20 protein-coding genes are annotated in these 21362 nt (G+C 69.8%); 18 read left to right on the top strand and 2 right to left on the bottom strand.

All coding sequences use genetic code 11. The features are described 5' to 3' along the window. Window positions 1-21: 21 nt before the first annotated feature. Window positions 22-600, top strand: a complete 579-nt coding sequence (locus ABZ192_RS18540) for a hypothetical protein (RefSeq protein WP_356925539.1) — start codon at window positions 22-24, stop codon at window positions 598-600. A 59-nt stretch (window positions 601-659) separates the two neighbouring features. Here ABZ192_RS18540 and ABZ192_RS18545 read toward each other — a convergent pair whose 3' ends face one another. Then, complete coding sequence (locus ABZ192_RS18545) at window positions 660-965, bottom strand: ferredoxin (RefSeq protein WP_356925540.1); 306 nt, start codon at window positions 963-965, stop codon at window positions 660-662. A gap of 246 nt (window positions 966-1211) precedes the next feature. On the opposite strand from ABZ192_RS18545, the gene arc reads away from it, so the two are divergent. The 5 genes from arc to prcA all read left to right on the top strand — a co-directional run bounded on the left by arc (window position 1212) and on the right by prcA (window position 7148). Then, window positions 1212-2978, top strand: a complete 1767-nt coding sequence (gene arc, locus ABZ192_RS18550; RefSeq protein ID WP_356925541.1) for a proteasome ATPase — start codon at window positions 1212-1214, stop codon at window positions 2976-2978. A gap of 234 nt (window positions 2979-3212) precedes the next feature. After that, the gene (gene dop / locus ABZ192_RS18555; RefSeq protein ID WP_356925542.1) at window positions 3213-4724 is read left to right on the top strand and encodes a depupylase/deamidase Dop; all 1512 of its coding nucleotides are present in this window, start codon (window positions 3213-3215) and stop codon (window positions 4722-4724) included. Between the two features lie 178 nt (window positions 4725-4902). Next, window positions 4903-5121: a ubiquitin-like protein Pup gene (locus ABZ192_RS18560; RefSeq protein WP_010045349.1), complete on the top strand. Its 219-nt coding sequence runs from the start codon at window positions 4903-4905 to the stop codon at window positions 5119-5121. A gap of 335 nt (window positions 5122-5456) precedes the next feature. Further along, window positions 5457-6302, top strand: coding sequence for a proteasome subunit beta (prcB, locus tag ABZ192_RS18565; RefSeq protein ID WP_086564245.1), 846 nt, complete (start codon window positions 5457-5459; stop codon window positions 6300-6302). Window positions 6303-6371: 69 nt separating this feature from the next. Continuing rightward, window positions 6372-7148, top strand: coding sequence for a proteasome subunit alpha (prcA, locus tag ABZ192_RS18570; protein ID WP_356925543.1), 777 nt, complete (start codon window positions 6372-6374; stop codon window positions 7146-7148). 444 nt (window positions 7149-7592) lie between these two features. Here the strand turns inward: prcA and ABZ192_RS18575 are convergent, their stop codons facing one another. Continuing rightward, window positions 7593-8609, bottom strand: a complete 1017-nt coding sequence (locus ABZ192_RS18575) for a LacI family DNA-binding transcriptional regulator (protein WP_356925544.1) — start codon at window positions 8607-8609, stop codon at window positions 7593-7595. A gap of 88 nt (window positions 8610-8697) precedes the next feature. On the opposite strand from ABZ192_RS18575, the gene ABZ192_RS18580 reads away from it, so the two are divergent. The 12 genes from ABZ192_RS18580 to ABZ192_RS18635 all read left to right on the top strand — a co-directional run bounded on the left by ABZ192_RS18580 (window position 8698) and on the right by ABZ192_RS18635 (window position 21139). Beyond that, on the top strand, window positions 8698-9957 hold the full coding sequence (locus ABZ192_RS18580) for an MFS transporter (RefSeq protein WP_356925545.1): 1260 nt from the start codon (window positions 8698-8700) through the stop codon (window positions 9955-9957). A 9-nt stretch (window positions 9958-9966) separates the two neighbouring features. Further along, on the top strand, window positions 9967-11328 hold the full coding sequence (gene pafA / locus ABZ192_RS18585) for a Pup--protein ligase (RefSeq protein ID WP_119101884.1): 1362 nt from the start codon (window positions 9967-9969) through the stop codon (window positions 11326-11328). Between the two features lie 194 nt (window positions 11329-11522). After that, a complete protein-coding gene (locus tag ABZ192_RS18590; protein WP_356925546.1) occupies window positions 11523-12503 on the top strand; it encodes an FKBP-type peptidyl-prolyl cis-trans isomerase in 981 nt (326 codons plus the stop codon). A 55-nt stretch (window positions 12504-12558) separates the two neighbouring features. Beyond that, window positions 12559-12930 (top strand): FKBP-type peptidyl-prolyl cis-trans isomerase, encoded by a 372-nt coding sequence (locus ABZ192_RS18595; RefSeq protein ID WP_356041543.1) that lies wholly within the window; start codon window positions 12559-12561, stop codon window positions 12928-12930. Window positions 12931-13059: 129 nt separating this feature from the next. Continuing rightward, the gene (locus ABZ192_RS18600) at window positions 13060-14037 is read left to right on the top strand and encodes a WYL domain-containing protein (RefSeq protein ID WP_356925547.1); all 978 of its coding nucleotides are present in this window, start codon (window positions 13060-13062) and stop codon (window positions 14035-14037) included. A gap of 18 nt (window positions 14038-14055) precedes the next feature. Then, window positions 14056-15129: a WYL domain-containing protein gene (locus ABZ192_RS18605; RefSeq protein ID WP_356925548.1), complete on the top strand. Its 1074-nt coding sequence runs from the start codon at window positions 14056-14058 to the stop codon at window positions 15127-15129. 100 nt (window positions 15130-15229) lie between these two features. After that, window positions 15230-15523 carry a hypothetical protein gene (locus tag ABZ192_RS18610; protein ID WP_356925549.1) on the top strand — a complete coding sequence of 98 codons (294 nt, stop codon included), beginning with the start codon at window positions 15230-15232 and terminating at the stop codon, window positions 15521-15523. Between the two features lie 45 nt (window positions 15524-15568). After that, the gene (locus ABZ192_RS18615) at window positions 15569-15763 is read left to right on the top strand and encodes a hypothetical protein (RefSeq protein WP_356925550.1); all 195 of its coding nucleotides are present in this window, start codon (window positions 15569-15571) and stop codon (window positions 15761-15763) included. 259 nt (window positions 15764-16022) lie between these two features. After that, window positions 16023-16304, top strand: a complete 282-nt coding sequence (gene tatA / locus ABZ192_RS18620) for a Sec-independent protein translocase subunit TatA (RefSeq protein ID WP_356925551.1) — start codon at window positions 16023-16025, stop codon at window positions 16302-16304. 47 nt (window positions 16305-16351) lie between these two features. Next, on the top strand, window positions 16352-17314 hold the full coding sequence (gene tatC / locus ABZ192_RS18625; RefSeq protein ID WP_356925552.1) for a twin-arginine translocase subunit TatC: 963 nt from the start codon (window positions 16352-16354) through the stop codon (window positions 17312-17314). Between the two features lie 31 nt (window positions 17315-17345). Then, on the top strand, window positions 17346-18236 hold the full coding sequence (locus ABZ192_RS18630) for a diacylglycerol kinase (RefSeq protein WP_356925553.1): 891 nt from the start codon (window positions 17346-17348) through the stop codon (window positions 18234-18236). A gap of 56 nt (window positions 18237-18292) precedes the next feature. Then, complete coding sequence (locus ABZ192_RS18635) at window positions 18293-21139, top strand: DEAD/DEAH box helicase (protein WP_356925554.1); 2847 nt, start codon at window positions 18293-18295, stop codon at window positions 21137-21139. Window positions 21140-21362: the final 223 nt, after the last annotated feature.

Raw genomic sequence — 21362 nt, forward strand, 5'->3', positions numbered from 1 at the left:
AGCCCTCAGGAGACACTCCTAGTGCAGCCTTCCGCCGTCCCGGAGCTCGCCCACACCCACACCCGCCCCATCCACTGGCTCGCCACCGCGACAGCCGTCGCCGGCGTCGTGGCCCTCTCCTCGCTCTTCCAGCCGGGCGCGGCCACGGCGGCCCAGTCGCCCGCCCCCGAGACCAGAAGCGCGCCGGCGAACGTGACGGCGCCCGACCCGGCCACGGTGGAGTTCCCCATCGAGTGCGGCCCGGTGAAGGCCGTGGTGGAGAAGAAGGCGTCCGGCGACCTCGACGGCGACGGCACCCCCGAGACGGTGGCCGTGGTCCACTGCGACTCCCCGATGGGCACCCCGCCGGACGGCGTGTACGTCCTCACCCGGGGCCGCGACGGCGGCGCACCGCGTGTGGTGGCGACCCTGCTCGACCCCGAGGACGGCACCACCGTCAGCGACTTCGCCGTACGCGACGGCGCCGTCACGGCCACGCTCCTCGGCTACTCGTCGTCCGATGTGCCGCGTTGCTGCCCCGATGTGCACAGCGACGCGAAATGGCGTTGGCGGAACGGCGCGTTCGTGCGCTCGGCACCGGCCGGTGCCCGCAGCGTGTGAGGCTTCTGCGACGCTACGTGTGAGATATCAGACAGTAGTAACGCAACGTAGAGAACTAGTCACTCCGCGTCCGGTCCGTAGACCTCGGTCCTGTCCGAAACCCGACGTACGTGGATGCAGTCGCCCGGACACTCCTTCGCCGAGTCGATCACGTCCGTGAGAAGCGGCAGCGGAACGGGCGTTGTCGCGCCCCTGTCCTGGAGCAACTCGTCGTCGGGGCTCTTCACATAGGCCAGACCGTCGATGTCCAGCTCGAACACCTCGGGCGCGTACTGGGCGCAGATGCCGTCACCGGTACACAGGTCCTGGTCGATCCAGACCTCCAGTGCCTCGCCCTCGACCCCGGCCTCCTGCTGCACGCTCATGTCTCCTGCCGTTTCATACGTCGAGCCGTGCCGGGAATCCGGCCAGCTCTGACGGGTGTTGAACGCTTCGACCCTACCTCCGGCTGGGTTCCATTCATGTTCGCTGGGTATTCCCCTGGCGTGAGGGAGAGCGCAAGGGTGAAGATCGGACACACCCCGACCGTCTTTGTGATCTAGGGGTTTCAATCGACACCCGCCCAGGTAGGGTCTGGAAGCGTCCAGCTCCCCTTGGAGGAGGTGAGGACCGTGGCAGCCCACGACGACGACATGAACCGCGGCATCCGCCCGGGACGCGGGTCCGACGACCCGGCCGGGCAGATTGCCTACCTTGAGCAGGAGATCGCCGTCCTGCGACGCAAGCTCGCCGACTCTCCGCGACACACGAGGATTCTCGAAGAGCGGATCGTCGAGCTGCAGACCAATCTGGCCGGCGTGTCCGCGCAGAACGAGCGACTCGCCAACACGCTCCGTGAGGCTCGTGACCAGATCGTGGCCCTCAAGGAGGAAGTCGACCGGCTCGCGCAGCCGCCGGCCGGCTTCGGTGTCTTCCTGACGGCGAACGAGGACGGCACCGCCGACATCTTCACCGGCGGCCGCAAGCTCAGGGTGAACGTCAGCCCCAGCGTCGAGCTCGACGAGCTCCGGCGCGGCCAGGAAGTGATGCTCAACGAAGCGCTCAACGTGGTCGACGCCATGGAGTTCGAGCGCGTCGGCGACATCGTCACACTCAAGGAGATCCTCGAGGACGGCGAGCGGGCCCTGGTGCTCGGGCACACCGACGAGGAGCGGGTGGTACGGCTCGCCGAGCCGCTGCTGGACGTCACCATCCGCCCCGGCGACGCCCTCCTGCTCGAACCCCGCTCCGGCTACGTCTACGAGGTCGTGCCCAAGAGCGAGGTCGAGGAGCTCGTCCTCGAAGAGGTCCCCGACATCGGCTACGAGCAGATCGGCGGCCTGGGTGGCCAGATCGAGGCCATCCGCGACGCCGTCGAGCTCCCGTACCTCTACCCGGACCTGTTCAAGGAGCACGAACTGCGGCCGCCGAAGGGTGTCCTGCTGTACGGGCCCCCCGGATGCGGTAAGACCCTGATCGCCAAGGCCGTGGCCAACTCGCTGGCCAAGAAGGTCGCCGAGGTGACCGGCCAGGCCGCCGGCAAGAGCTTCTTCCTCAACATCAAGGGCCCGGAGCTCCTGAACAAGTACGTCGGTGAGACGGAGCGGCAGATCCGCCTCGTCTTCCAGCGGGCCCGTGAGAAGGCCAGCGAGGGCACCCCCGTTATCGTCTTCTTCGACGAGATGGAGTCCCTCTTCCGCACCCGTGGCTCCGGTGTCAGCTCGGACGTGGAGAACACCATCGTCCCGCAGCTGCTCGCCGAGATCGACGGTGTGGAGGGCCTGCAGAACGTTGTCGTGATCGGTGCCTCCAACCGTGAGGACATGATCGACCCCGCCATCCTGCGTCCCGGCCGGCTGGACGTGAAGATCAAGATCGAGCGTCCGGACGCCGAGGCGGCCAAGGACATCTTCGGCAAGTACCTCACCGAGCGCCTCCCGCTGCACAGCGAGGACCTCGCCGAGCACAGTGGGTCCAAGGCGGCCACGGTCCAGAGCATGATCCAGACGGCCGTCGAACAGATGTACGCCGAATCCGAGGAGAACCGCTTCCTGGAGGTCACCTACGCCAACGGCGACAAGGAAGTTCTGTACTTCAAGGACTTCAACTCCGGCGCCATGATCGAGAACATCGTGGGCCGCGCCAAGAAGATGGCGATCAAGGACTTTCTCGAGAAGAACCAGAAGGGACTCAGGGTCTCCCACCTCCTCCAGGCCTGCGTGGACGAGTTCAAGGAGAACGAGGACCTGCCCAACACCACCAACCCGGACGACTGGGCCCGGATCTCCGGCAAGAAGGGCGAGCGGATCGTGTACATCCGTACGCTCATCACCGGAAAGCAGGGCGCGGACACCGGACGCTCCATCGACACGGTGGCGAACACCGGTCAGTACCTGTAAAAGGCAGGGCGGCTGCGGGTGCCCTCGGCGGGTACCCGCAGCCGACTGTTTTTCAGGCCACGGCTGGAGCAACGCAATGACGCAAATGATCTCCCCACCAGCGCAAAGGCGTTCTAGGCTCTTGCGTACCGCCACGTCGCGCAGTGCGGGGACGGGCACCGCACACGCAACCGAGCGCCAGCGGTATCTGAGTGGCGCCCACGACCGAGGGCGCCGCCGGGCAAGGAGGGCCGCATGACCGTACGGCGAGTAATGGGCATCGAGACGGAGTACGGAATCTCCGTCCCCGGCCACCCCAACGCCAATGCCATGCTCACCTCGTCCCAGATCGTGAACGCCTACGCGGCGGCGATGCACCGGGCCCGCCGGGCCCGCTGGGACTTCGAGGAGGAGAACCCGCTGCGGGACGCGCGAGGCTTCGACCTCGCCCGCGAGGCCGCCGACTCCAGCCAGCTCACCGACGAGGACATCGGCCTGGCCAACGTGATCCTCACCAACGGCGCACGGCTCTACGTCGACCACGCACACCCCGAGTACAGCGCCCCGGAGGTCACCAATCCGAGGGACGCCGTCCTCTGGGACAAGGCCGGCGAGCGGATCATGGCGGAGGCCGCGGAACGGGCCGCCCAGCTGCCCGGTGCCCAGCCGATCCACCTGTACAAGAACAACACCGACAACAAGGGCGCGTCCTACGGCACGCACGAGAACTACCTGATGAAGCGGGAGACCCCCTTCTCGGACATCGTGCGCCACCTGACGCCGTTCTTCGTCTCCCGCCAGGTCTTCACCGGCGCGGGCCGCGTCGGCATCGGCCAGGACGGGCACGAGCACGGCTTCCAGCTCAGCCAGCGAGCCGACTACTTCGAGGTCGAGGTCGGCCTCGAGACGACGCTCAAGCGCCCGATCATCAACACCCGCGACGAGCCGCACGCGGACGCCGAGAAGTACCGACGGCTGCACGTGATCATCGGCGACGCGAACCTGTCGGAGATCTCGACCTACCTCAAGCTGGGGACGACCTCCCTGGTCCTGTCCATGATCGAGGACGGTTTCATCGCCGTCGACCTGGCCGTCGACCAGCCCGTCCGCACCCTCCACCAGGTCTCGCACGACCCCTCCCTGAAGCGTCTGGTCACGCTGCGCAGCGGCCGTACGCTCACGGCGGTCCAGCTTCAGATGGAGTACTACGAGCTCGCGCGCAAGTACGTGGAGGAGCGCTACGGCGCGGACGCCGACGACCAGACCAAGGACGTCCTCTCGCGCTGGGAGGACACCCTCACCCGTCTGGAGCACGACCCGATGAGCCTGGCCGGGGAGCTGGACTGGGTCGCCAAGCGGGAGCTCATGGAGGGCTACCGGCGCCGGGACAGCCTCGACTGGGACGCGGCGCGGCTGCACCTGGTCGACCTCCAGTACGCCGACGTACGGCCCGAGAAGGGCCTGTACAACCGTCTGGTGGCCCGCGGGCGCATGAAGCGGCTCCTGGACGAGGCGGACGTCGAGCGGGCCCGTACGGCGCCGCCGGAGGACACGCGCGCCTACTTCCGCGGCCGCTGCCTGGAGCAGTACGCGGACGACGTGGCGGCGGCCTCCTGGGACTCGGTGATCTTCGATCTGCCGGGCCGGGACTCCCTCCAGCGCGTTCCAACCCTGGAACCGCTTCGCGGAACGCGTAATCACGTCAAGGAGCTCCTGGACCGCTGCCGCACCGCGGAAGACCTGGTCAGGGTCCTTTCGGGCGGGTGAGCGCGGTCAACGGGTACACGGTTGGGGCCCGCCGGACAGGGTGGAAAATCCCAGGTCCGGGAATCATCGAGGTGGTCCCCGTACGTTGGAGCAACTGCGGGGCCATTGTCAGACCCGGCGAGTAGGGTCTGATCTTGACCGAGCAACTGTGTCGGGCGAACCGAGCGGGGTGAGGGATATGGCGACCAAGGACACCGGCGGCGGACAGCAGAAGGCCACCCGGTCCACCGAGGAGGTCGAGGAGCAGGCGGCAGAGGCGCAGGCTTCGGAAGACGTCAAGGAGCGTCACGAGAAGCTGAGCGACGACGTGGACTCGGTTCTGGACGAGATCGACGACGTCCTCGAGGAGAACGCCGAGGACTTCGTGCGGTCCTTCGTTCAAAAGGGTGGCCAGTAAGGCGCCTGAGCCTTCACTCCGAAGGTGAACGGGGTGCCGTGAGTGACAGACGAGCCGAGCGCGGAGCGCTGCGCGCGGGGCACCGCAGGACGTGATGCCCTCGTGTGCGGCGCTCCGGGCGTCGGTGGCGCCCGGAGCGCGGCTCCCTGCCGGGCGGGAGGCCGGCAAGTGCGGCGTGGCTCCCGCGGAGTTGGATTCGCCGGGCATGTGGATCACCGCCGAAGGACGGGTAGGGTCCGTGGCATATCGAGCCCCCGGTCGCAACCGGGCCGGGGTTGTTCCAAGGATCGGCCCGACGTCACAGGGCGGGCTGTCGCATACGTGGAAGGAATCGCGTGGAAGCCAACACTCGTAGCACCGGGCGTCTACCAGCTGCCTTCCTGACGCCAGGGTCTTCCTCCTTCATGGACTTTCTCTCCGATCACCAGCCGGAACTGCTGCCGGGCAACAAGAAGTTGCCGCCGGTGCAGGGCGCGATCGAGGCGCCGCACGGCACGACGATCGTGGCCGTGACGTTCCCCGGCGGCGTCGTCCTCGCCGGTGACCGGCGGGCCACCATGGGCAACGTCATCGCGCAGCGGGACATCGAGAAGGTCTTCCCGGCCGACGAGTACTCGGCCGTGGGCATCGCCGGTACGGCGGGTCTGGCCGTGGAGATGGTGAAGCTGTTCCAGCTGGAGCTGGAGCACTTCGAGAAGGTCGAGGGCGCGCAGCTGTCGCTGGAGGGCAAGGCGAACCGGCTGTCGACGATGATCCGCTCGAACCTCGCCATGGCCATGCAGGGGTTGGCCGTCGTCCCGCTGTTCGCCGGGTACGACGTGGACCGGGAGAAGGGGCGGATCTTCTCCTACGACGTCACGGGCGGGCGCTCCGAGGAGCAGAACTTCGCGGCCACCGGTTCCGGGTCGATCTTCGCTCGCGGCGCCATGAAGAAGCTCTTCCGGGACGACCTGAGCGAGGCCGAGGCCACGACGCTCGTGGTCCAGGCACTCTACGACGCGGCAGACGACGACTCGGCGACCGGCGGTCCCGATGTCGCCCGCCGGATCTATCCCATCGTCACCGTGATCACCGAGGACGGCTTCCGCCGGCTCTCCGAGAACGAGTCGTCCGAGATCGCGCGGTCGGTTCTGGAGCGGCGGCTGGAGCAGCCCGACGGTCCGCGGGCCGCGCTGCTGTGAGCAGCGGGCTGTCTTCGTGAGGGTGGTCCAGTGAACCGACGGAATCTTCAAGAGAGGGACGGATAACCGGTGTCGACGCCGTTCTATGTCTCACCCCAGCAGGCGATGGCCGACCGGGCGGAGTACGCCCGCAAGGGCATCGCCCGTGGTCGCAGCCTGGTCGTGCTGCAGTACGCCGACGGCATCGTGTTCGTCGGCGAGAACCCGTCCCGTGCGCTGCACAAGTTCAGCGAGATCTATGACCGGATCGGCTTCGCGGCCGCCGGCAAGTACAACGAGTACGAGAACCTGCGGATCGGCGGCGTGCGCTACGCCGACCTGCGGGGGTACACCTACGACCGGGACGATGTGACGGCCCGGGGCCTGGCGAACGTGTACGCGCAGACGCTGGGCACGATCTTCTCCAGCGCGGCGGAGAAGCCGTACGAGGTGGAGCTGGTCGTCGCGGAGGTCGGGGAGACGCCCGAGGGCGACCAGATCTACCGGCTGCCGCATGACGGCTCCATCGTGGACGAGCACGGCTCGGTCGCGGTGGGGGGCAACGCGGAGCAGATCAGCAGCTATCTGGACCAGCGGCACCAGGACGGTATGACGCTGGCCGAGGCGCTGAAGCTGGCGGTGCAGGCGCTGTCCCGCGACACGAACGGCAGCGAGCGGGAGATTCCCGCGGAGCGGCTGGAAGTGGCGGTGCTGGACCGTACGCGGCCGCAGAAGCGGAAGTTCAAGCGGATCAGCGGGCGCCAGCTGGGGCGGCTGCTGGAGGCGGACGGGGCGACCACGGCGTCCGAGGCCGAGGCGGATGCCGCGGCGGAGTCGGAGGCGGAGGCGTCGGGGGACGGCGAGTAGTCGTCCGATGCCGCGCGCCCTTGCCGTTGTGTTGTGCGGTGTGGGCGCGCGGCTTGTGCCTGCGGCGGCCTGTGGCTGCTTCGGCGGGGGCGCGGGCGCCTGACGCCGGGTGGTGGGTGGGGGCCGCGCCGGGGGGTGTCCGTCCTCGGGACGGCGCGATGGGCTTGCGAACCAACTAACTCCCCGTTGACGCGCCAACCGCTGCGGGCGGACACCCCCCCGGACACGTCCCCTTCCGTGCGTGCGCGGGTGCGGGTGCGCTTAGCTGCGGGCAGAGTCGTGCCTCCCCCAGTGCCTTAAGGGCCTGGGAGGTGCCCCCAGGCGGCACGGGTGGGCGCAGCGGCACCTCGTCGCGCCGAGCTGCGCGCCCACCCGGCCTCAGTGGCCGTCGGCGGCACCCCCCAACGCCGGGTTGCGCAGCGCCCCGTCGGACACCAACGGCCGTTACGCCGCTCCCGGCGGTGCCGTAGAGCCCCGTTCCACCAGGCGCACCGGGATGTCCCCGCTCTCGGGCTCGCGGCCCTCCAGGACGGCCAACAGCGCCGCCATGCCCCGTTCACCGAACAGCTCGGCGTCGAAGCGGACCGTCGTCAGTTCCGGGTCGATCGCCGTGGCCAGGGCGAGATCGTCCAGGCCGGTGACCGACAGGTCGTCCGGGACGCGCAGGCTCAGGCGGCGAGCTGCCTTGTACGTGCCGGCGGCCAGCAGGTCGTCGTCGCAGATCACCGCCGTGGGGCGCGGGCCGGGCCCGGAGAGGGCGGCTTCGGCCGCGGTCACGGCGCCCTCGATGGAGATCGGTGAGCGGGCCGTACGGACGGATGTGCCGGGCACCCCGGCCAGGCGGGCCGCCAGCTCCCGGGCGCGTACCTCGAAGGTCCAGGACGGCACGTCAGCCGCCAGGTGGAGGAACCTCCGGTGGCCCAGGGACAGCAGGTGTTCCGCGACCTGACGGACACCGTCGGCGATGTCCAGGTTGACCGTCGCCGCTCCCAGGCTGCCCGCCGGGTCGCTGTCCAGCATCACCAGCGGCAGTGCCTCCCCGCGGATGGTGGTCAGCGCGTCCGCGGCCATGGAGGACGCGATGACGCCGTCGAGGGCGGCCTGCGCGGAGGCGAAGGGGTCCCGGGCGGGGCCGATGCCCTCGGGGGACGGGTAGAGGACCACGCCGAAGCCGTGCTCGGCGGCGACGCGGGTGGCGCCCGTGTAGACACCGGCGAAGAACTCCGTGGTCAGGGCGGGGACCACCAGGAGGACCGTGCGGGTACGGCCCAGGCGCAGGTTGCGGGCGGCCAGGTTCGGGCGGTAGCCCAGGTCGCGGGCCGCCTCGCGGACCCGCTGAGCGGTCGGCTCCGAGACGCGGCCGTGCCACTTGTCCCCCAGGACCAGGGAGACCGCCGCCTGGGACACGCCGGCGGCCTGGGCGACGTCCCGGCTCGTGGGGCGGGTGCTGCCTCGTGCCACCGTCGGGATGCTCCTTCGTCTGGACTCGTGAACAGCGGCCATGGTACGTATGGAGGCGGACGTTATACGTAAAACCTAGGCGGGGGACATGGCCACGGGATACCTGGAGATCCTTCGGGCGCGACACGCCGCCCGGTTGCTCGTCGGCACGCTCGTCGGCCGGCTGCCGAACGCGACGGCGGCCATCGCGATCCTGCTGTTCGTACGGGCCGAAGGCGGTTCGTACAGCCTCGCGGGGGCGCTCGCGGGTGTGTACGGCGTCGCCAACGCCGTGGGGCAACCGGTGCTGGGGCGGCTCGTGGACCTGCGTGGGCAGCCGCGCGTGCAGCTGCCGGCGGCCGTTCTCTCCGGGCTCGCCATGGCCGTCTTCGCCTTCGCCGGGATCGGATCACTGCCCCTCGCGTACGCCGCCGTGGCCGGTGCCGGGCTCTTCACACCGCCTCTCGAAGGCGGGCTGCGGGCCCTGTGGTCGTCGGTCCTCCGCAAGGAGGAACACGTGCACACCGCGTACGCCATGGACGCCGTGGCCCAGGAGGTGATGTTCACCGTCGGGCCGCTGCTCGTGACGCTGTGCGTGTCCCTGTGGTCCGCCCAGGCCGCGCTGCTCGTGCTGAACGCGGTCGGGGTGCTGGGTGCGCTGTCCGTGGTGGTGTCGCCGCCCTCGCGCGCGTGGCGGTCGGCGCCGCGTGAGGCGCACTGGCTGGGCGCGCTGCGCTCGGCGGGGCTGCTCGCCCTGCTGGCGGCGTTCCTGTTCATCGGGATGGCGTTGGGCTCCATCACGGTCGCTTCGGTGCCCTACGCCGACGACCACGGCGGTGACGTCGTGTACGGCTGGCTGATGGCGGCCCTGGGATTCGGGGCGCTGGTCGGCGGCAGCGTCTACGGGGCCCGGCAGTGGGCCGGTGAGCCCGCGCGGCGACTGCGGGTGCTGGTGGCCCTTCTGGTGGTGTGTTATCTGCCGCTGATGCTCATGCCGGACGCGGTGCTCATGGTGGCGCTGACCGCCCTCGCCGGGGTCTTCCTCGCGCCCGCCATCGCCTGCGCGTTCGTCCTGGTCGACCGGCACGCGCCGCGCGGCACGGTCACCGAGGCGTTCTCCTGGCTGGTGACGACGTTCACCGTGGGCCACTCGGTCGGAACGGGCGTCGCGGGGCCCGTCGTGGAGACGGGCGGAGCACTGTGGGGCTTCGCCGTCCCGGGTGTCGCGGGTGGCGTGTCCCTGCTGGTTTTGACGGCCACGGGACGGGTACTCGCAGCTCCCGGCGGGGGAGCGGTGGTTGCCGCCGGTTCGGAAAATGATCCAAACCGTGCCGTCGAACCCCGTTTCAGTTCAGGGGATCGGGCGTAATGTTCCCTCATGGACCGCCGCATTTTCGGGCTGGAGAACGAGTACGGCGTCACGTGCACGTTCAGGGGACAGCGCCGCCTGTCTCCTGACGAGGTGGCGCGGTACCTCTTCCGCCGTGTCGTGTCATGGGGCCGCAGCAGCAATGTCTTTCTGCGAAACGGCGCCCGCCTCTATCTCGACGTGGGTTCACATCCGGAATACGCCACACCCGAATGTGACAACGTGACCGAGCTGGTCACCCACGACAAAGCGGGCGAGCGCATTCTCGAAGGACTCCTGGTGGACGCCGAACGACGCCTGCACGAGGAGGGAATCGCGGGCGACGTCTACCTCTTCAAGAACAACACCGATTCGGCGGGCAACTCCTACGGCTGCCACGAGAACTATCTGGTCGCCCGGCACGGGGAGTTCTCCCGGCTCGCGGACATTCTGATTCCGTTCCTGGTCACACGGCAGTTGCTGTGCGGCGCGGGCAAGGTGCTCCAGACACCGCGCGGTGCCGTGTACTGCGTCAGCCAGCGCGCCGAGCACATCTGGGAGGGCGTCTCCTCGGCGACGACCCGCTCCCGGCCGATCATCAACACGCGTGACGAGCCGCACGCCGACGCCGAGCGCTACCGCCGCCTGCACGTCATCGTGGGCGACTCCAACATGTCCGAGACGACCATGCTGCTCAAGGTCGGCGCCACCGACCTGGTGCTGCGCATGATCGAGGCGGGCACCGTGATGCGGGACCTCACCCTGGAGAACCCGATCCGGGCGATCCGCGAGGTCAGCCACGACATCACCGGCCGCCGCAAGGTCCGCCTGGCCAGCGGACGCGAGGCCTCCGCCCTGGAGGTGCAGCGCGAGTACTACGAGAAGGCCGTGGACTTCTGCGAGCGCCGCGGCATCCGCACCGGCACCGTGGAGCAGGTCCTGGAGCTGTGGGGCCGCACCCTGGACGCGATCGAGACCGAGGACCTCGACCGCATCGGCACCGAGATCGACTGGGTCATGAAGTACAAGCTCCTCGAGCGGTACCGGGCCAAGCACAACATGACCATGTCGCATCCGCGCGTCGCGCAGATAGACCTCGCCTACCACGACATCCACCGCCGTCGTGGCCTGTACTACCTGCTCGAGAAGAAGGGGCAGGCGGCGCGCATCTGCAACGACTTGAAGATCTTCGAGGGCAAGTCCGTTCCCCCGCAGACCACTCGGGCCCGGCTGCGCGGCGACTTCATCCGTCGCGCTCAGGAACAGCGCCGTGACTTCACGGTCGACTGGGTGCACCTCAAGCTCAACGACCAGGCCCAGCGCACCGTGTTGTGCAAGGACCCGTTCCGTTCCGTGGACGACCGGGTGGAGAAGCTGATCGCCGGAATGTGAGCCGGTTCCGGCCAGTCCCGGGAAGCCGATGCCCGGAGGTTTTCGGACCTCCGGGCATCGGCCCTTTTTCCGTTCCGGACCCGCCCGTCCGGGAGCGGCCCGGGTGCGTCGTGTCGCGCGGTGAGGCGAGTGAGGAGCGTGTACGCCGTAGAGTGGCGGCCATTGCCCCCACACCACCGATCCCAGTTGGACTGATGAACTACAACACGAAACGACGCGTGGCCGCGCTGCTGGCCGTTCCCGCCCTGTTGTTCACCGCCGCGTGCGGGTCGGACGACGGGAACAACGGCGACACGGCGGAAGGCGTCGCCGAGGTCACGGGGAAGGTCGGGGCGAAGCCCGAGATCTCCGTGCCCAAGGACGGCAAGCCGTCGGACAAGACCGTGGTCAAGACGGTCTCGGCGGGCAGCGGAAGCCCGATCAAGGGCTCGGACTTCGTTCGCCTGGACTGGACCGTCGAGAAGTGGGGCGGTGGCCAGGATCTCGGCGGTACCTGGGCCGCGGGATCGACGGGTGACAAGGCGCCCCGACGGCAGTCCATCGAGCAGATCGGCAAGCCGAGCCAGCAGCTCCCCGCGAAGGTCCTCGACGCGGTGAAGGGCAAGAAGCCCGGCAGCCGGATCCTGGTGCAGGGCACCGCGGGTGACCTGATCGGCCAGAGCCTGAACACCTCCTCGGGGATCGCCGCGAAGGACGTGCTGATCTGGGTGGTCGACCCGGTCGGGGCCGCGAGCGTCGACTCCAAGGGTGAGGCCAAGGGTGAGCAGGTGCCCTCCGAGGCGGGCCTGCCCGAGGTGAAGTCCCCGTCGCAGAAGGCCGCGGTCATCACCGTCCCCAAGGGCGAGAAGGCTCCCAAGGATCTCAAGGAACAGGTGCTGGTCAAGGGCGACGGCAAGAAGGTCGAGGCCGGGCAGGGCCTCATCGCCCAGTACACCGGGGTCAAGTGGGAGGACGGCAAGAAGTTCGACTCCTCCTGGGACCACGGCGGGGCCACCGCCTTCCAGATCGGCAACGGATCCGTGGTGGCGGGCTGGGACAAGGGCCTCGTCGGCAAGCACGTGGGCGACCGCGTGCTGCTGGTGATCCCGCCCTCGCTCGGCTACGGCGCGAGCCCTCAGAGCGAGCTGGCCAAGAACACCCTGGTCTTCACGGTGGACATCCTCGGCACGGTCTGACCCGGCCGGTCTGTGAGACTGTTCCCGACGCAGGTCACGTAACAAGGAGAGACAAGTGAGCATCGACAAGCCCGAGATCGACTTCCCGGGCGGCGAGCCCCCGGCGGACCTCGAGATCAAGGACATCTGGGAAGGCGACGGTCCGGTCGCGCAGGCCGGTCAGACCGTCACCGTGCACTACGTGGGTGTCTCCTTCAGCACCGGCGAGGAGTTCGACGCCAGCTGGAACCGCGGTACCCCCTTCCGCTTCCCGCTGGGCGGCGGCCGGGTCATCAAGGGCTGGGACCAGGGCGTGCAGGGCATGAAGGTCGGCGGCCGCCGCCAGCTGACCGTCCCCGCCCACCTCGCCTACGGCAACCAGAGCCCGTCCCCTCTGATCAAGCCGGGCGAGACGCTGATCTTCGTGGTCGACCTGCTCGGGGTCTGAGCAGGATCCGAACAGACTCGATCACGTGGGGCCCATGCCTGTTCGGGCATGGGCCCTCGGCTTTTGCCGGGCCACCGTGGGGCGGTACGGTCAACGTCGTCAAGCACCATAGGGAGGCGAAGCGCGTCGATGGCCATTGCCAAGGCCGAGCGGCTGATGAACCTGGCGCTGTGTCTGCTCGGGACGCGGCGGCCGCTCAGCAAGCGTGAGCTGCGCGACTCCATCGAGGCCTACGTCGAGGCCTTCGGGCCGGGCAACGGTCCGGGCGGCAACGACGACTCCTTCAACCGCATGTTCGAGCGGGACAAGGACGATCTGCGCGAGCTCGGACTGGTCATCGAGACCGTCGAGAGCCTCGACGGCGAGGTCGGCTATCTGGCCCGCCGCGACAGCAACCGCCTCCCGCCCATCACCCTGGACGCCGAGGAGGCCGCCGCACTCGGGCTCGCCGCCAAGGTGTGGCAGCAGGCCCGGCTCGCCGGCGCCGCCAGCGGCGCCCTGCAGAAGCTGCGCGCCGCGGGACTCCCCGAGGACGTCGACCCGTACGGGTCGCACGGCGCGCTGGAGCCGCGCATCCCGGTGCACGAGGCGGCGTTCGAGCCGCTGATGCTCGCCTGCCGGGACCGTAGGCCCGTTGTGTTCGACTACCGCAAGGCCACCGCCGCCCACCCCGAGCAGCGGCACGTGGAGCCGTGGGCGCTGGAGTGCTGGCGGGGCCACTGGTACCTGGCCGGCTGGGACCGCGACCGGGGCGCCGAGCGGGTCTTCCGGCTGTCCCGGATCACCGGCAAGGTCCGCTCGCGCGGCGGCCGGTACACGGCTGACGTGCCGGACGTCGTCACCGTCCGTGAGACCGTCGCGAGCTGGGCCGGGGAGATCACCGACCGCTCGGCGCGGATCCGGCTGCGCTCGGACGCGGGGTACCCCCTTCGGGCGAAGGCCACCTCGGTCCGGGAACTCGGTGACGGCTGGGACGAGTTGGAGATTCCGCACGGCCACGGGCTCGACGCCTGGCTGGTGGAGTTCGGGCCGGACGTGGTCGTCCTGGAGCCCGCGGAGCTGCGGGCCGACGTGGTGGACCGGCTGCGGGCCGTGGCCAAGGGCTGAGGGGGAGCGGACGAGACAGTGGCAGGCAAACCGGTCAGGCCCGTGAACGCCATCGACCAGACCAGACGGATGCTCTCCCTGGTGACGTATCTGAGGGAGCGGCCCGGAGCCCGCGTCGAGGACGTCGCGCGCGCCTTCGGCATCACCGAGGACGAGCTGGTCTCCGACCTCGACGTGCTGCCCATGTGCGGCACCAGCTTCCGCGGCGGTGACCTGCTCGACATCGACACCGACGGCGAGCGCATCTGGTGGCACAACCCGGCCGCCCTCGCGGCGGAGGCGGCGGAGCCGCTCAGGCTCGCCGCCGACGAGGCCACCGCCCTGCTCGTCGCCGCCCGGGCCGTGGCCACGCTGCCCGGACTGCGCGAGAGCGACCGGCAGGCCCTGCTGCGGGCCACGGCCAAGGTGGAGGCGGCGGCCGGTGAGGCGGCGGGCGCCAGCTCGCGGCTGTCGGTGACCTTCGAGTCCGAGGGCGGGGTCTTCGCGGACGTCGACCGGGCGATCGCCGAGCGCCGCCGACTGTGGATCCGCTACTACTCGCCCGCGCGCGACGAGGTCACCGAGCGGGAGATCGACCCGATCCGCCTGGTCAGCGTCGGGCACACGTATGTCGAGGCCTGGTGCCGCCGCTCGGAGGCGCGCCGCACCTTCCGGCTCGACCGGGTCGCCGAGATCAAGATCCTCGACGAGCCGTCGGCGCCGCCCGAAATCGAGCTGCGGGACCTGTCCGAGGCGCTGGTGCAGCCCGCGGCCGAGGACCCGGAGGTCGTGGTCGAGGTCGGGCCCGGCGGCCGCTGGGTCGCCGAGTACTACCCGCACGACAGTGCGGACGAGCTCCCGGACGGCGGCCTGCGTATCACTCTGCGGACCCCTGAACCGGCGTCGCTGCGGCGACTGGCGCTGCGGCTCGGGCGGGACGGCCGCATCGTGTCGCCGCCCGAGCTGGCGGACAGCGCCCGGCAGGCGGCCCGCGAGGCGCTGGCGGCGTACGACGGGATCGAGGCCGTGGAGGCGGCCGCCGGGGCCGGTGACGCGGGCGGGCCGCGTGCGGTGCACGCCGTCGCGGACGGGCCGGACGGCAGACGCGAGTGAGCCGCGGGTGCCACCGGCGTCGACGGCCGGAGACGGTCGTCCCGCGACACCGGCCGTGGCGCCCGCGAGGCGAACGACCCGAGAAAGAGGAGCCAGGGCTGTGAGCGAGTCGGTGACGTCCGGTGCGGCGGGCATGACGGTGGAGTCCGCGTTCGCCGGGATGAGGAGCGTGGCCCCGGTGGTGTTCCGGGCGGGCTGCCCGAACTGCCGGGAGCGCTTCGAACTCACCGCGGGCGCCCTGCGCCTCGCCATCGGCGCCACGAGCCGCACCACCTTCTACTCCTTCACCTGCCCGGAGTGCGGCGCCGCCGTCCGCAAGCCCGCGGGGGAGCGGATCGTGGAACTGCTCACCGACGGCGGGGTACGCACCCTGCGGCTGCACTCCACCGTCTAGTGGGCCGGGGAATCCGGCCCGTGCGAAGGGTCTAGGCTCGGCGTCATGTTCTGGCCGATGTTCGCGATTGCCGTGGGATTCGTGGGTCTCGCCGTGCTCGGGGTGCTCGCCGTGCGGGTCTTCGTCGAGGCACAGCGCCTGGGCAGCCAGGTCTCGGACTCGGCGCGCCGTATCAGCCGGGCCGCTGAGGACCTGGAACGGGCGGCGGAGAGCACGGCCCGGTCCGTGGACGCCCTGTGAGCTGTCCGGCAGACGGCTGTGAGTCCGGCATTGGGACACTTCGCCCTGTCACCTCGGCGGTTCGGACAGGTACGCTGCTGGTCGCGGCCCGGTTAACGAGGCACTGGCCGCGGACGGGAGTACGCACAGGGGATGCAGAGGGATTGCCTCACGTTTACCCCTGAGCGTTACGATCGCTGTCAACACGATCGTTCGGACACTTGTCCGACCGGTCGGACAGCACCCCACCACAGCCGCCTCGGTGAGAAGGTAAAGACTTATGTTCGGAAGGCTCGGAGCCCCCGAGATCATTCTCATCCTCGTCGTCATCATCCTGCTGTTCGGCGCGAAGAAGCTTCCGGACATGGCTCGGTCGCTCGGCAAGTCGGCCCGCATCCTCAAGAGCGAGGCCAAGGCCATGAAGGACGAAGGCAAGACGTCCACGACTCCGGCCGGCCCGCCCAACAACGACGAGCCCTCGCAGCGCACCATCCAGGCAGCGCCCGGTGACGTGACCAGCTCCCGCCCGGTCAACGAGCCGACGGACACGACCAAGCGCTGACGCAGGGCCGGTGACCTCCGGCCCGCCGCACGAGATGGGAACGTGGGTTGCTGAAGTCTGCCCGCAAAAAGGAGAGGGATCCCGAGGGGCGGATGCCCCTCGCGGAGCACCTTCGCGAGCTCCGCAACCGGCTCGCCAAGGCGATTCTGGCGATCGTCGTCGTCACGGTCTTCGCCGCCTTCTTCTACAACGACATCATCAACTTGATCACCAAGCCGATCCTCGACTCGGTCGGCTGTGACAAGACCTTCGCGGAACTGGCCCAGTCGCAGCCGGGTTCGAAGCCGTGCGCGCAGATCACCATCAACGGCCTGCTCACCCCCTTCACGCTGGCGCTGAAGGTGTCCCTGATGGCCGGTGTCGTCCTGGCCTCGCCGATCTGGCTCTACCAGCTGTGGGCCTTCGTCGCGCCCGGCCTGCACCGGCATGAGAAGAAGTACGCCTACGGCTTCGTGGCCACGGGCGCCCCGCTGTTCATCGTCGGTGCCTACTTCGCGTACACGGTCCTTCCCACCACCGCGAAGGTGCTGCTCGAATTCACCCCGGGCGGCACGTCCAACCTCCTCCCGCTGGACGACCTGCTCGACCTGGTCATGCGGATGGTGCTCGTCTTCGGCCTCTCCTTCGAGCTGCCTCTGCTGCTGGTCATGCTCAACCTCACCGGGGTGCTCACCGGTAAGCGCATGCTCGGCTGGTGGCGCGGCATGATCATGGGCATCACGGTGTTCGCGGCCATCGCCACGCCCAGCACCGACCCGTTGACCATGCTGGCCCTCGCGGCGCCCATCTGGATCCTCTACTTCGCCGCGGTCGCCTTCTCCCTGGTCAACGACCGCCGCCGCAACCGTCGCGAGGCCCTCGGCCCCGACGACGACGAGGCCTCCGAGCTGGACCTCACCCCCGAGGACATCGGGGAGATCGAGCCCGTGACGACCAGCCGCGCCGCCCTGCCCGAGCAGGCGAGCGGGGACCGCACGGACCGGGTCAACGGTTATGACGACGTGACCTGAAGATCCGCGGGCAGCTCATAGGGTCGGTCGCGTGACCAGCGAGATCACCCTCTTCGTCAACCCCACCGCGGGTCGCGGCCGGGGCGCCCGCGCGGCGCAGCCGGCCGCTTCCGCTCTGCGGGCGGCCGGTTACTCGGTGCGTACGGTGCTCGGGGAGGACGCCGCGGACGCCCTCATCCGCGCGCGTGCCGCCGTCGCGGGCGGCACCGGAGCGCTGATAGCCGTCGGCGGTGACGGGATGGCCCATCTCGCCCTGCGGGCGGTCGCGGGCACGAGCACCCCGCTCGGCCTGGTCGCGGTCGGCACCGGCAACGACTTCGCCCGCGCCCTCGGTCTGCCCGTGCGCGAGCCGGCCGCCGCGGGCCGCATGATCGCCGACGCCCTCAAGTGCGGCCGGCTCCGCGACATCGACCTCGGCCGGGTGGGGGACCACTGGTTCGGCACGGTCCTCGCCTCCGGCTTCGACTCCCGGGTCAACGACCGGGGCAATCGCATGCGGTGGCCCTCCGGCCGCTTCAAGTACGACCTCGCGATGATCGCCGAACTCGCCGCGTTCCGGCCCGTGCCGTACCGGATCCGCCTCGACGACGGCGAGGTCCGCGAGATCGAGGCGACGCTCGTCGCCGTCGGCAACGGCTCGTCGTACGGCGGCGGCATGCGGATCTGCCCCGGCGCCGACCTGACCGACGGGCTGTTCGACATCACCGTGGTCGGGGACTGCGACCGTACGACGCTGCTGCGGGTGTTCCCGCGGGTGTACCGGGGGACGCACGTCGAACATCCGAAGGTGACCGTGCTGCGGGCGGCCCGGGTCGAGATCGCCGCCGACGGGATCACCGGGTACGCGGACGGGGAACCGCTCGGCCCGCTGCCGCTGACCGCGCGCTGCGTGCGCGGGGGCGTGCGGATCGTCGGCCCCTGAGCCGCGCTGCCCCTGAGCTGCGCCTATCCCCGGTTTCACAGGAACGGATCCGGATAATGATCGTCCTGTTGTCAGTGCGGCCCGGTACGCTCGAAAGCACGATGACAGAGGATCTCTCACCGGCCGAGCGGTACGCGGCAGCCCGTAAGCGTGCTGCCGAGCAGGCCACCGCGCTCGCCTCCTTCCGCGAGATGTACGACTTCGGCCTCGACCCCTTCCAGATCGAGGCCTGCCAGGCGCTCGAGGCGGGGAAGGGCGTGCTGGTCGCCGCGCCCACCGGCTCCGGCAAGACGATCGTAGGCGAGTTCGCCGTCCACCTCGCCCTCCAGCAGGGCAAGAAGTGCTTCTACACGACACCCATCAAGGCCCTGTCGAACCAGAAGTACGCCGACCTGTGCCGCCGTTACGGCACGGACAAGGTGGGCCTGCTCACCGGCGACAACAGCGTCAACTCCGACGCCCCGGTGGTCGTGATGACCACCGAGGTGCTGCGGAACATGCTGTACGCCGGTTCCCAGACCCTCCTGGGCCTCGGCTACGTGGTCATGGACGAGGTGCACTACCTCTCCGACCGGTTCCGCGGCGCCGTCTGGGAAGAGGTGATCATCCACCTCCCCGAGTCGGTCACGCTCGTCTCCCTCTCGGCGACCGTGTCGAACGCCGAGGAGTTCGGCGACTGGCTCGACACGGTCCGCGGCGACACCGAGGTGATCGTCTCCGAGCACCGGCCCGTGCCGTTGTTCCAGCACGTGCTGGCCGGTCGGCGGATGTACGACCTGTTCGAGGAGGGCGAGGGCCACAAGAAGGCCGTCAACCCCGACCTCACGCGTATGGCGCGCATGGAGGCGACCCGGCCGTCGTTCCAGGACCGCCGTCGCGGCCGGCTGCGCGAGGCCGACCGCGAGCGGGAGCGCAGACAGCGCTCCCGGGTCTGGACGCCGAGCCGGCCCGAGGTCATCGAGCGGCTCGACGCCGAGGGGCTGCTGCCCGCCATCACCTTCATCTTCAGCCGCGCCGCCTGCGAGGCCGCCGTCCAGCAGTGCCTGTACGCGGGCCTCCGGCTGAACGACGAGGAGGCACGCGAACGGGTCCGCTCCCTCGTCGAGGAGCGCACGGCGTCCATCCCGCGTGAGGACCTGCACGTCCTCGGCTACTACGAGTGGGTGGAGGGCCTGGAGCGCGGTATCGCCGCCCACCACGCGGGCATGCTGCCGACCTTCAAGGAGGTCGTCGAGGAGCTGTTCGTACGCGGCCTGGTCAAGGCCGTGTTCGCGACCGAGACCCTCGCCCTCGGCATCAACATGCCCGCCCGTTCGGTGGTGCTGGAGAAGCTCGTCAAGTGGAACGGCGAGCAGCACGCCGACATCACCCCGGGCGAGTTCACGCAGCTGACCGGGCGGGCCGGGCGGCGCGGCATCGACGTCGAGGGCCACGCCGTGGTGCTGTGGCAGCGCGGCATGAACCCGGAGCACCTGGCGGGCCTGGCCGGCACGCGCACCTACCCGCTGCGGTCCAGCTTCAAGCCCTCGTACAACATGGCGGTCAACCTGGTCGAGCAGTTCGGCCGGCACCGCTCGCGCGAGCTGCTGGAGACGTCCTTCGCGCAGTTCCAGGCGGACAAGTCGGTCGTCGGGATCTCCCGGCAGGTGCAGCGCAACGAGGAGGGCCTCGAGGGCTACAAGGCCTCCATGACCTGCCACCTCGGCGACTTCGAGGAGTACGCGCGGCTGCGCCGCGAACTGAAGGACCGGGAGAACGAGCTGGCCCGGCAGGGTGCGGCACAGCGGCGCGCGGAGGCCGCGGTCGCGCTGGAGAAGCTGAAGCCCGGTGACGTCATCCACGTGCCCACCGGCAAGTACGCGGGCCTGGCCCTGGTGCTGGACCCGGGCCTGCCCGCGGGCCGTTCGAACGGCCATCGCGGATTCGAGCACCACGACGGGCCGCGCCCGCTGGTGCTGACCGCCGAGCGGCAGGTGAAGCGGCTGGCGGCCATCGACTTCCCGGTGCCGGTCGAGCCGCTGGAGCGGATGAGGATCCCGAAGTCCTTCAACCCCCGTTCCCCGCAGTCCCGTCGAGACCTCGCGTCCGCGCTGCGGACCAAGGCCGGGCACATCCCGGCCGACCGGGCCCGCAAGCGGCGCTCCCAGGCGGCCGACGACCGCGAGATCACCCGGCTGCGGACCGCCCTGCGCGCGCATCCCTGCCACGGGTGCAACGACCGTGAGGACCACGCCCGTTGGGCCGAGCGGTACCACCGGCTGCTGCGGGACACCTCGCAGCTGGAGCGGCGCATCGAGGGCCGTACGAACACGATCGCGCGGACGTTCGACCGGATCGTGGCGCTGCTGACCGAGATGGACTACCTGCGCGGCGACGAGGTCACCGAGCACGGCAAACGGCTCGCGCGGCTGTACGGCGAGCTGGACCTGCTTGCCAGCGAGTGTCTGCGCGAGGGCGTCTGGGAAGGGCTCGGCCCGGCCGAACTGGCGGGATGCGTCTCGGCGTTGGTGTACGAGGCGCGCGTCGGGGACGACGCGCTGGCGCCGAAGCTGCCGTCGGGCAAGGCCAAGGCCGCGCTGGGCGAGATGGTGCGGATCTGGGGGCGGCTGGACGCGCTGGAGGAGGAGTTCCGGATCAGCCAGACCGAGGGGGTCGGGCAGCGGGAGCCGGACCTCGGGTTCGCGTGGGCCGCGTACATGTGGGCCTCCGGGAAGGGGCTCGACGAGGTGCTGCGCGAGGCGGAGATGCCGGCGGGGGATTTCGTGCGGTGGTGCAAGCAGGTCATTGACGTGCTGGGGCAGATCGCTGCGGCGGCTCCGCAAGGGTCTTCCGTGGTGAAGAACGCCCGTAAGGCCGTTGATCTGTTGCTGCGGGGAGTTGTCGCCTACTCGTCGGTGGGGTGATTGTCGCTGCGCGGGTGCCGGTTGTTCGTGTTTGCTCGCGCAGTTCCCCGCGCCCTTGAGGGGGCGTTTCGCTGAAGCCTCTCACTCGATGCGGTGAGGGGCTTTCGCATGTCCGTTCGCCATTACGGGCTGTATTCGAACGGTGTCGCAGCGTGTAAACGGCTGAGCGTACTATCCCTTCGCGTCCGGTTTCCGGCAGTTGCTGAATATGACACGGCGATGA

This window comes from Streptomyces sp. NPDC006235 (assembly GCF_040613735.1).
Lineage (GTDB): Bacteria > Actinomycetota > Actinomycetes > Streptomycetales > Streptomycetaceae > Streptomyces.

What these genes read in the sequence shown, in the direction of transcription:
- ABZ192_RS18545 (WP_356925540.1), bottom strand. Translation starts at nt 965, where the DNA reads ATGAGCGTGCAGCAGGAGGCCGGGGTCGAGGGCGAGGCACTGGAGGTC.
- dop (WP_356925542.1), top strand. Translation starts at nt 3,213, where the DNA reads ATGACCGTACGGCGAGTAATGGGCATCGAGACGGAGTACGGAATCTCC.
- ABZ192_RS18560 (WP_010045349.1), top strand. Translation starts at nt 4,903, where the DNA reads ATGGCGACCAAGGACACCGGCGGCGGACAGCAGAAGGCCACCCGGTCC.
- ABZ192_RS18580 (WP_356925545.1), top strand. Translation starts at nt 8,698, where the DNA reads ATGGCCACGGGATACCTGGAGATCCTTCGGGCGCGACACGCCGCCCGG.
- pafA (WP_119101884.1), top strand. Translation starts at nt 9,967, where the DNA reads ATGGACCGCCGCATTTTCGGGCTGGAGAACGAGTACGGCGTCACGTGC.
- ABZ192_RS18590 (WP_356925546.1), top strand. Translation starts at nt 11,523, where the DNA reads ATGAACTACAACACGAAACGACGCGTGGCCGCGCTGCTGGCCGTTCCC.
- ABZ192_RS18600 (WP_356925547.1), top strand. Translation starts at nt 13,060, where the DNA reads ATGGCCATTGCCAAGGCCGAGCGGCTGATGAACCTGGCGCTGTGTCTG.
- ABZ192_RS18615 (WP_356925550.1), top strand. Translation starts at nt 15,569, where the DNA reads ATGTTCTGGCCGATGTTCGCGATTGCCGTGGGATTCGTGGGTCTCGCC.
- tatA (WP_356925551.1), top strand. Translation starts at nt 16,023, where the DNA reads ATGTTCGGAAGGCTCGGAGCCCCCGAGATCATTCTCATCCTCGTCGTC.
- ABZ192_RS18635 (WP_356925554.1), top strand. Translation starts at nt 18,293, where the DNA reads ATGATCGTCCTGTTGTCAGTGCGGCCCGGTACGCTCGAAAGCACGATG.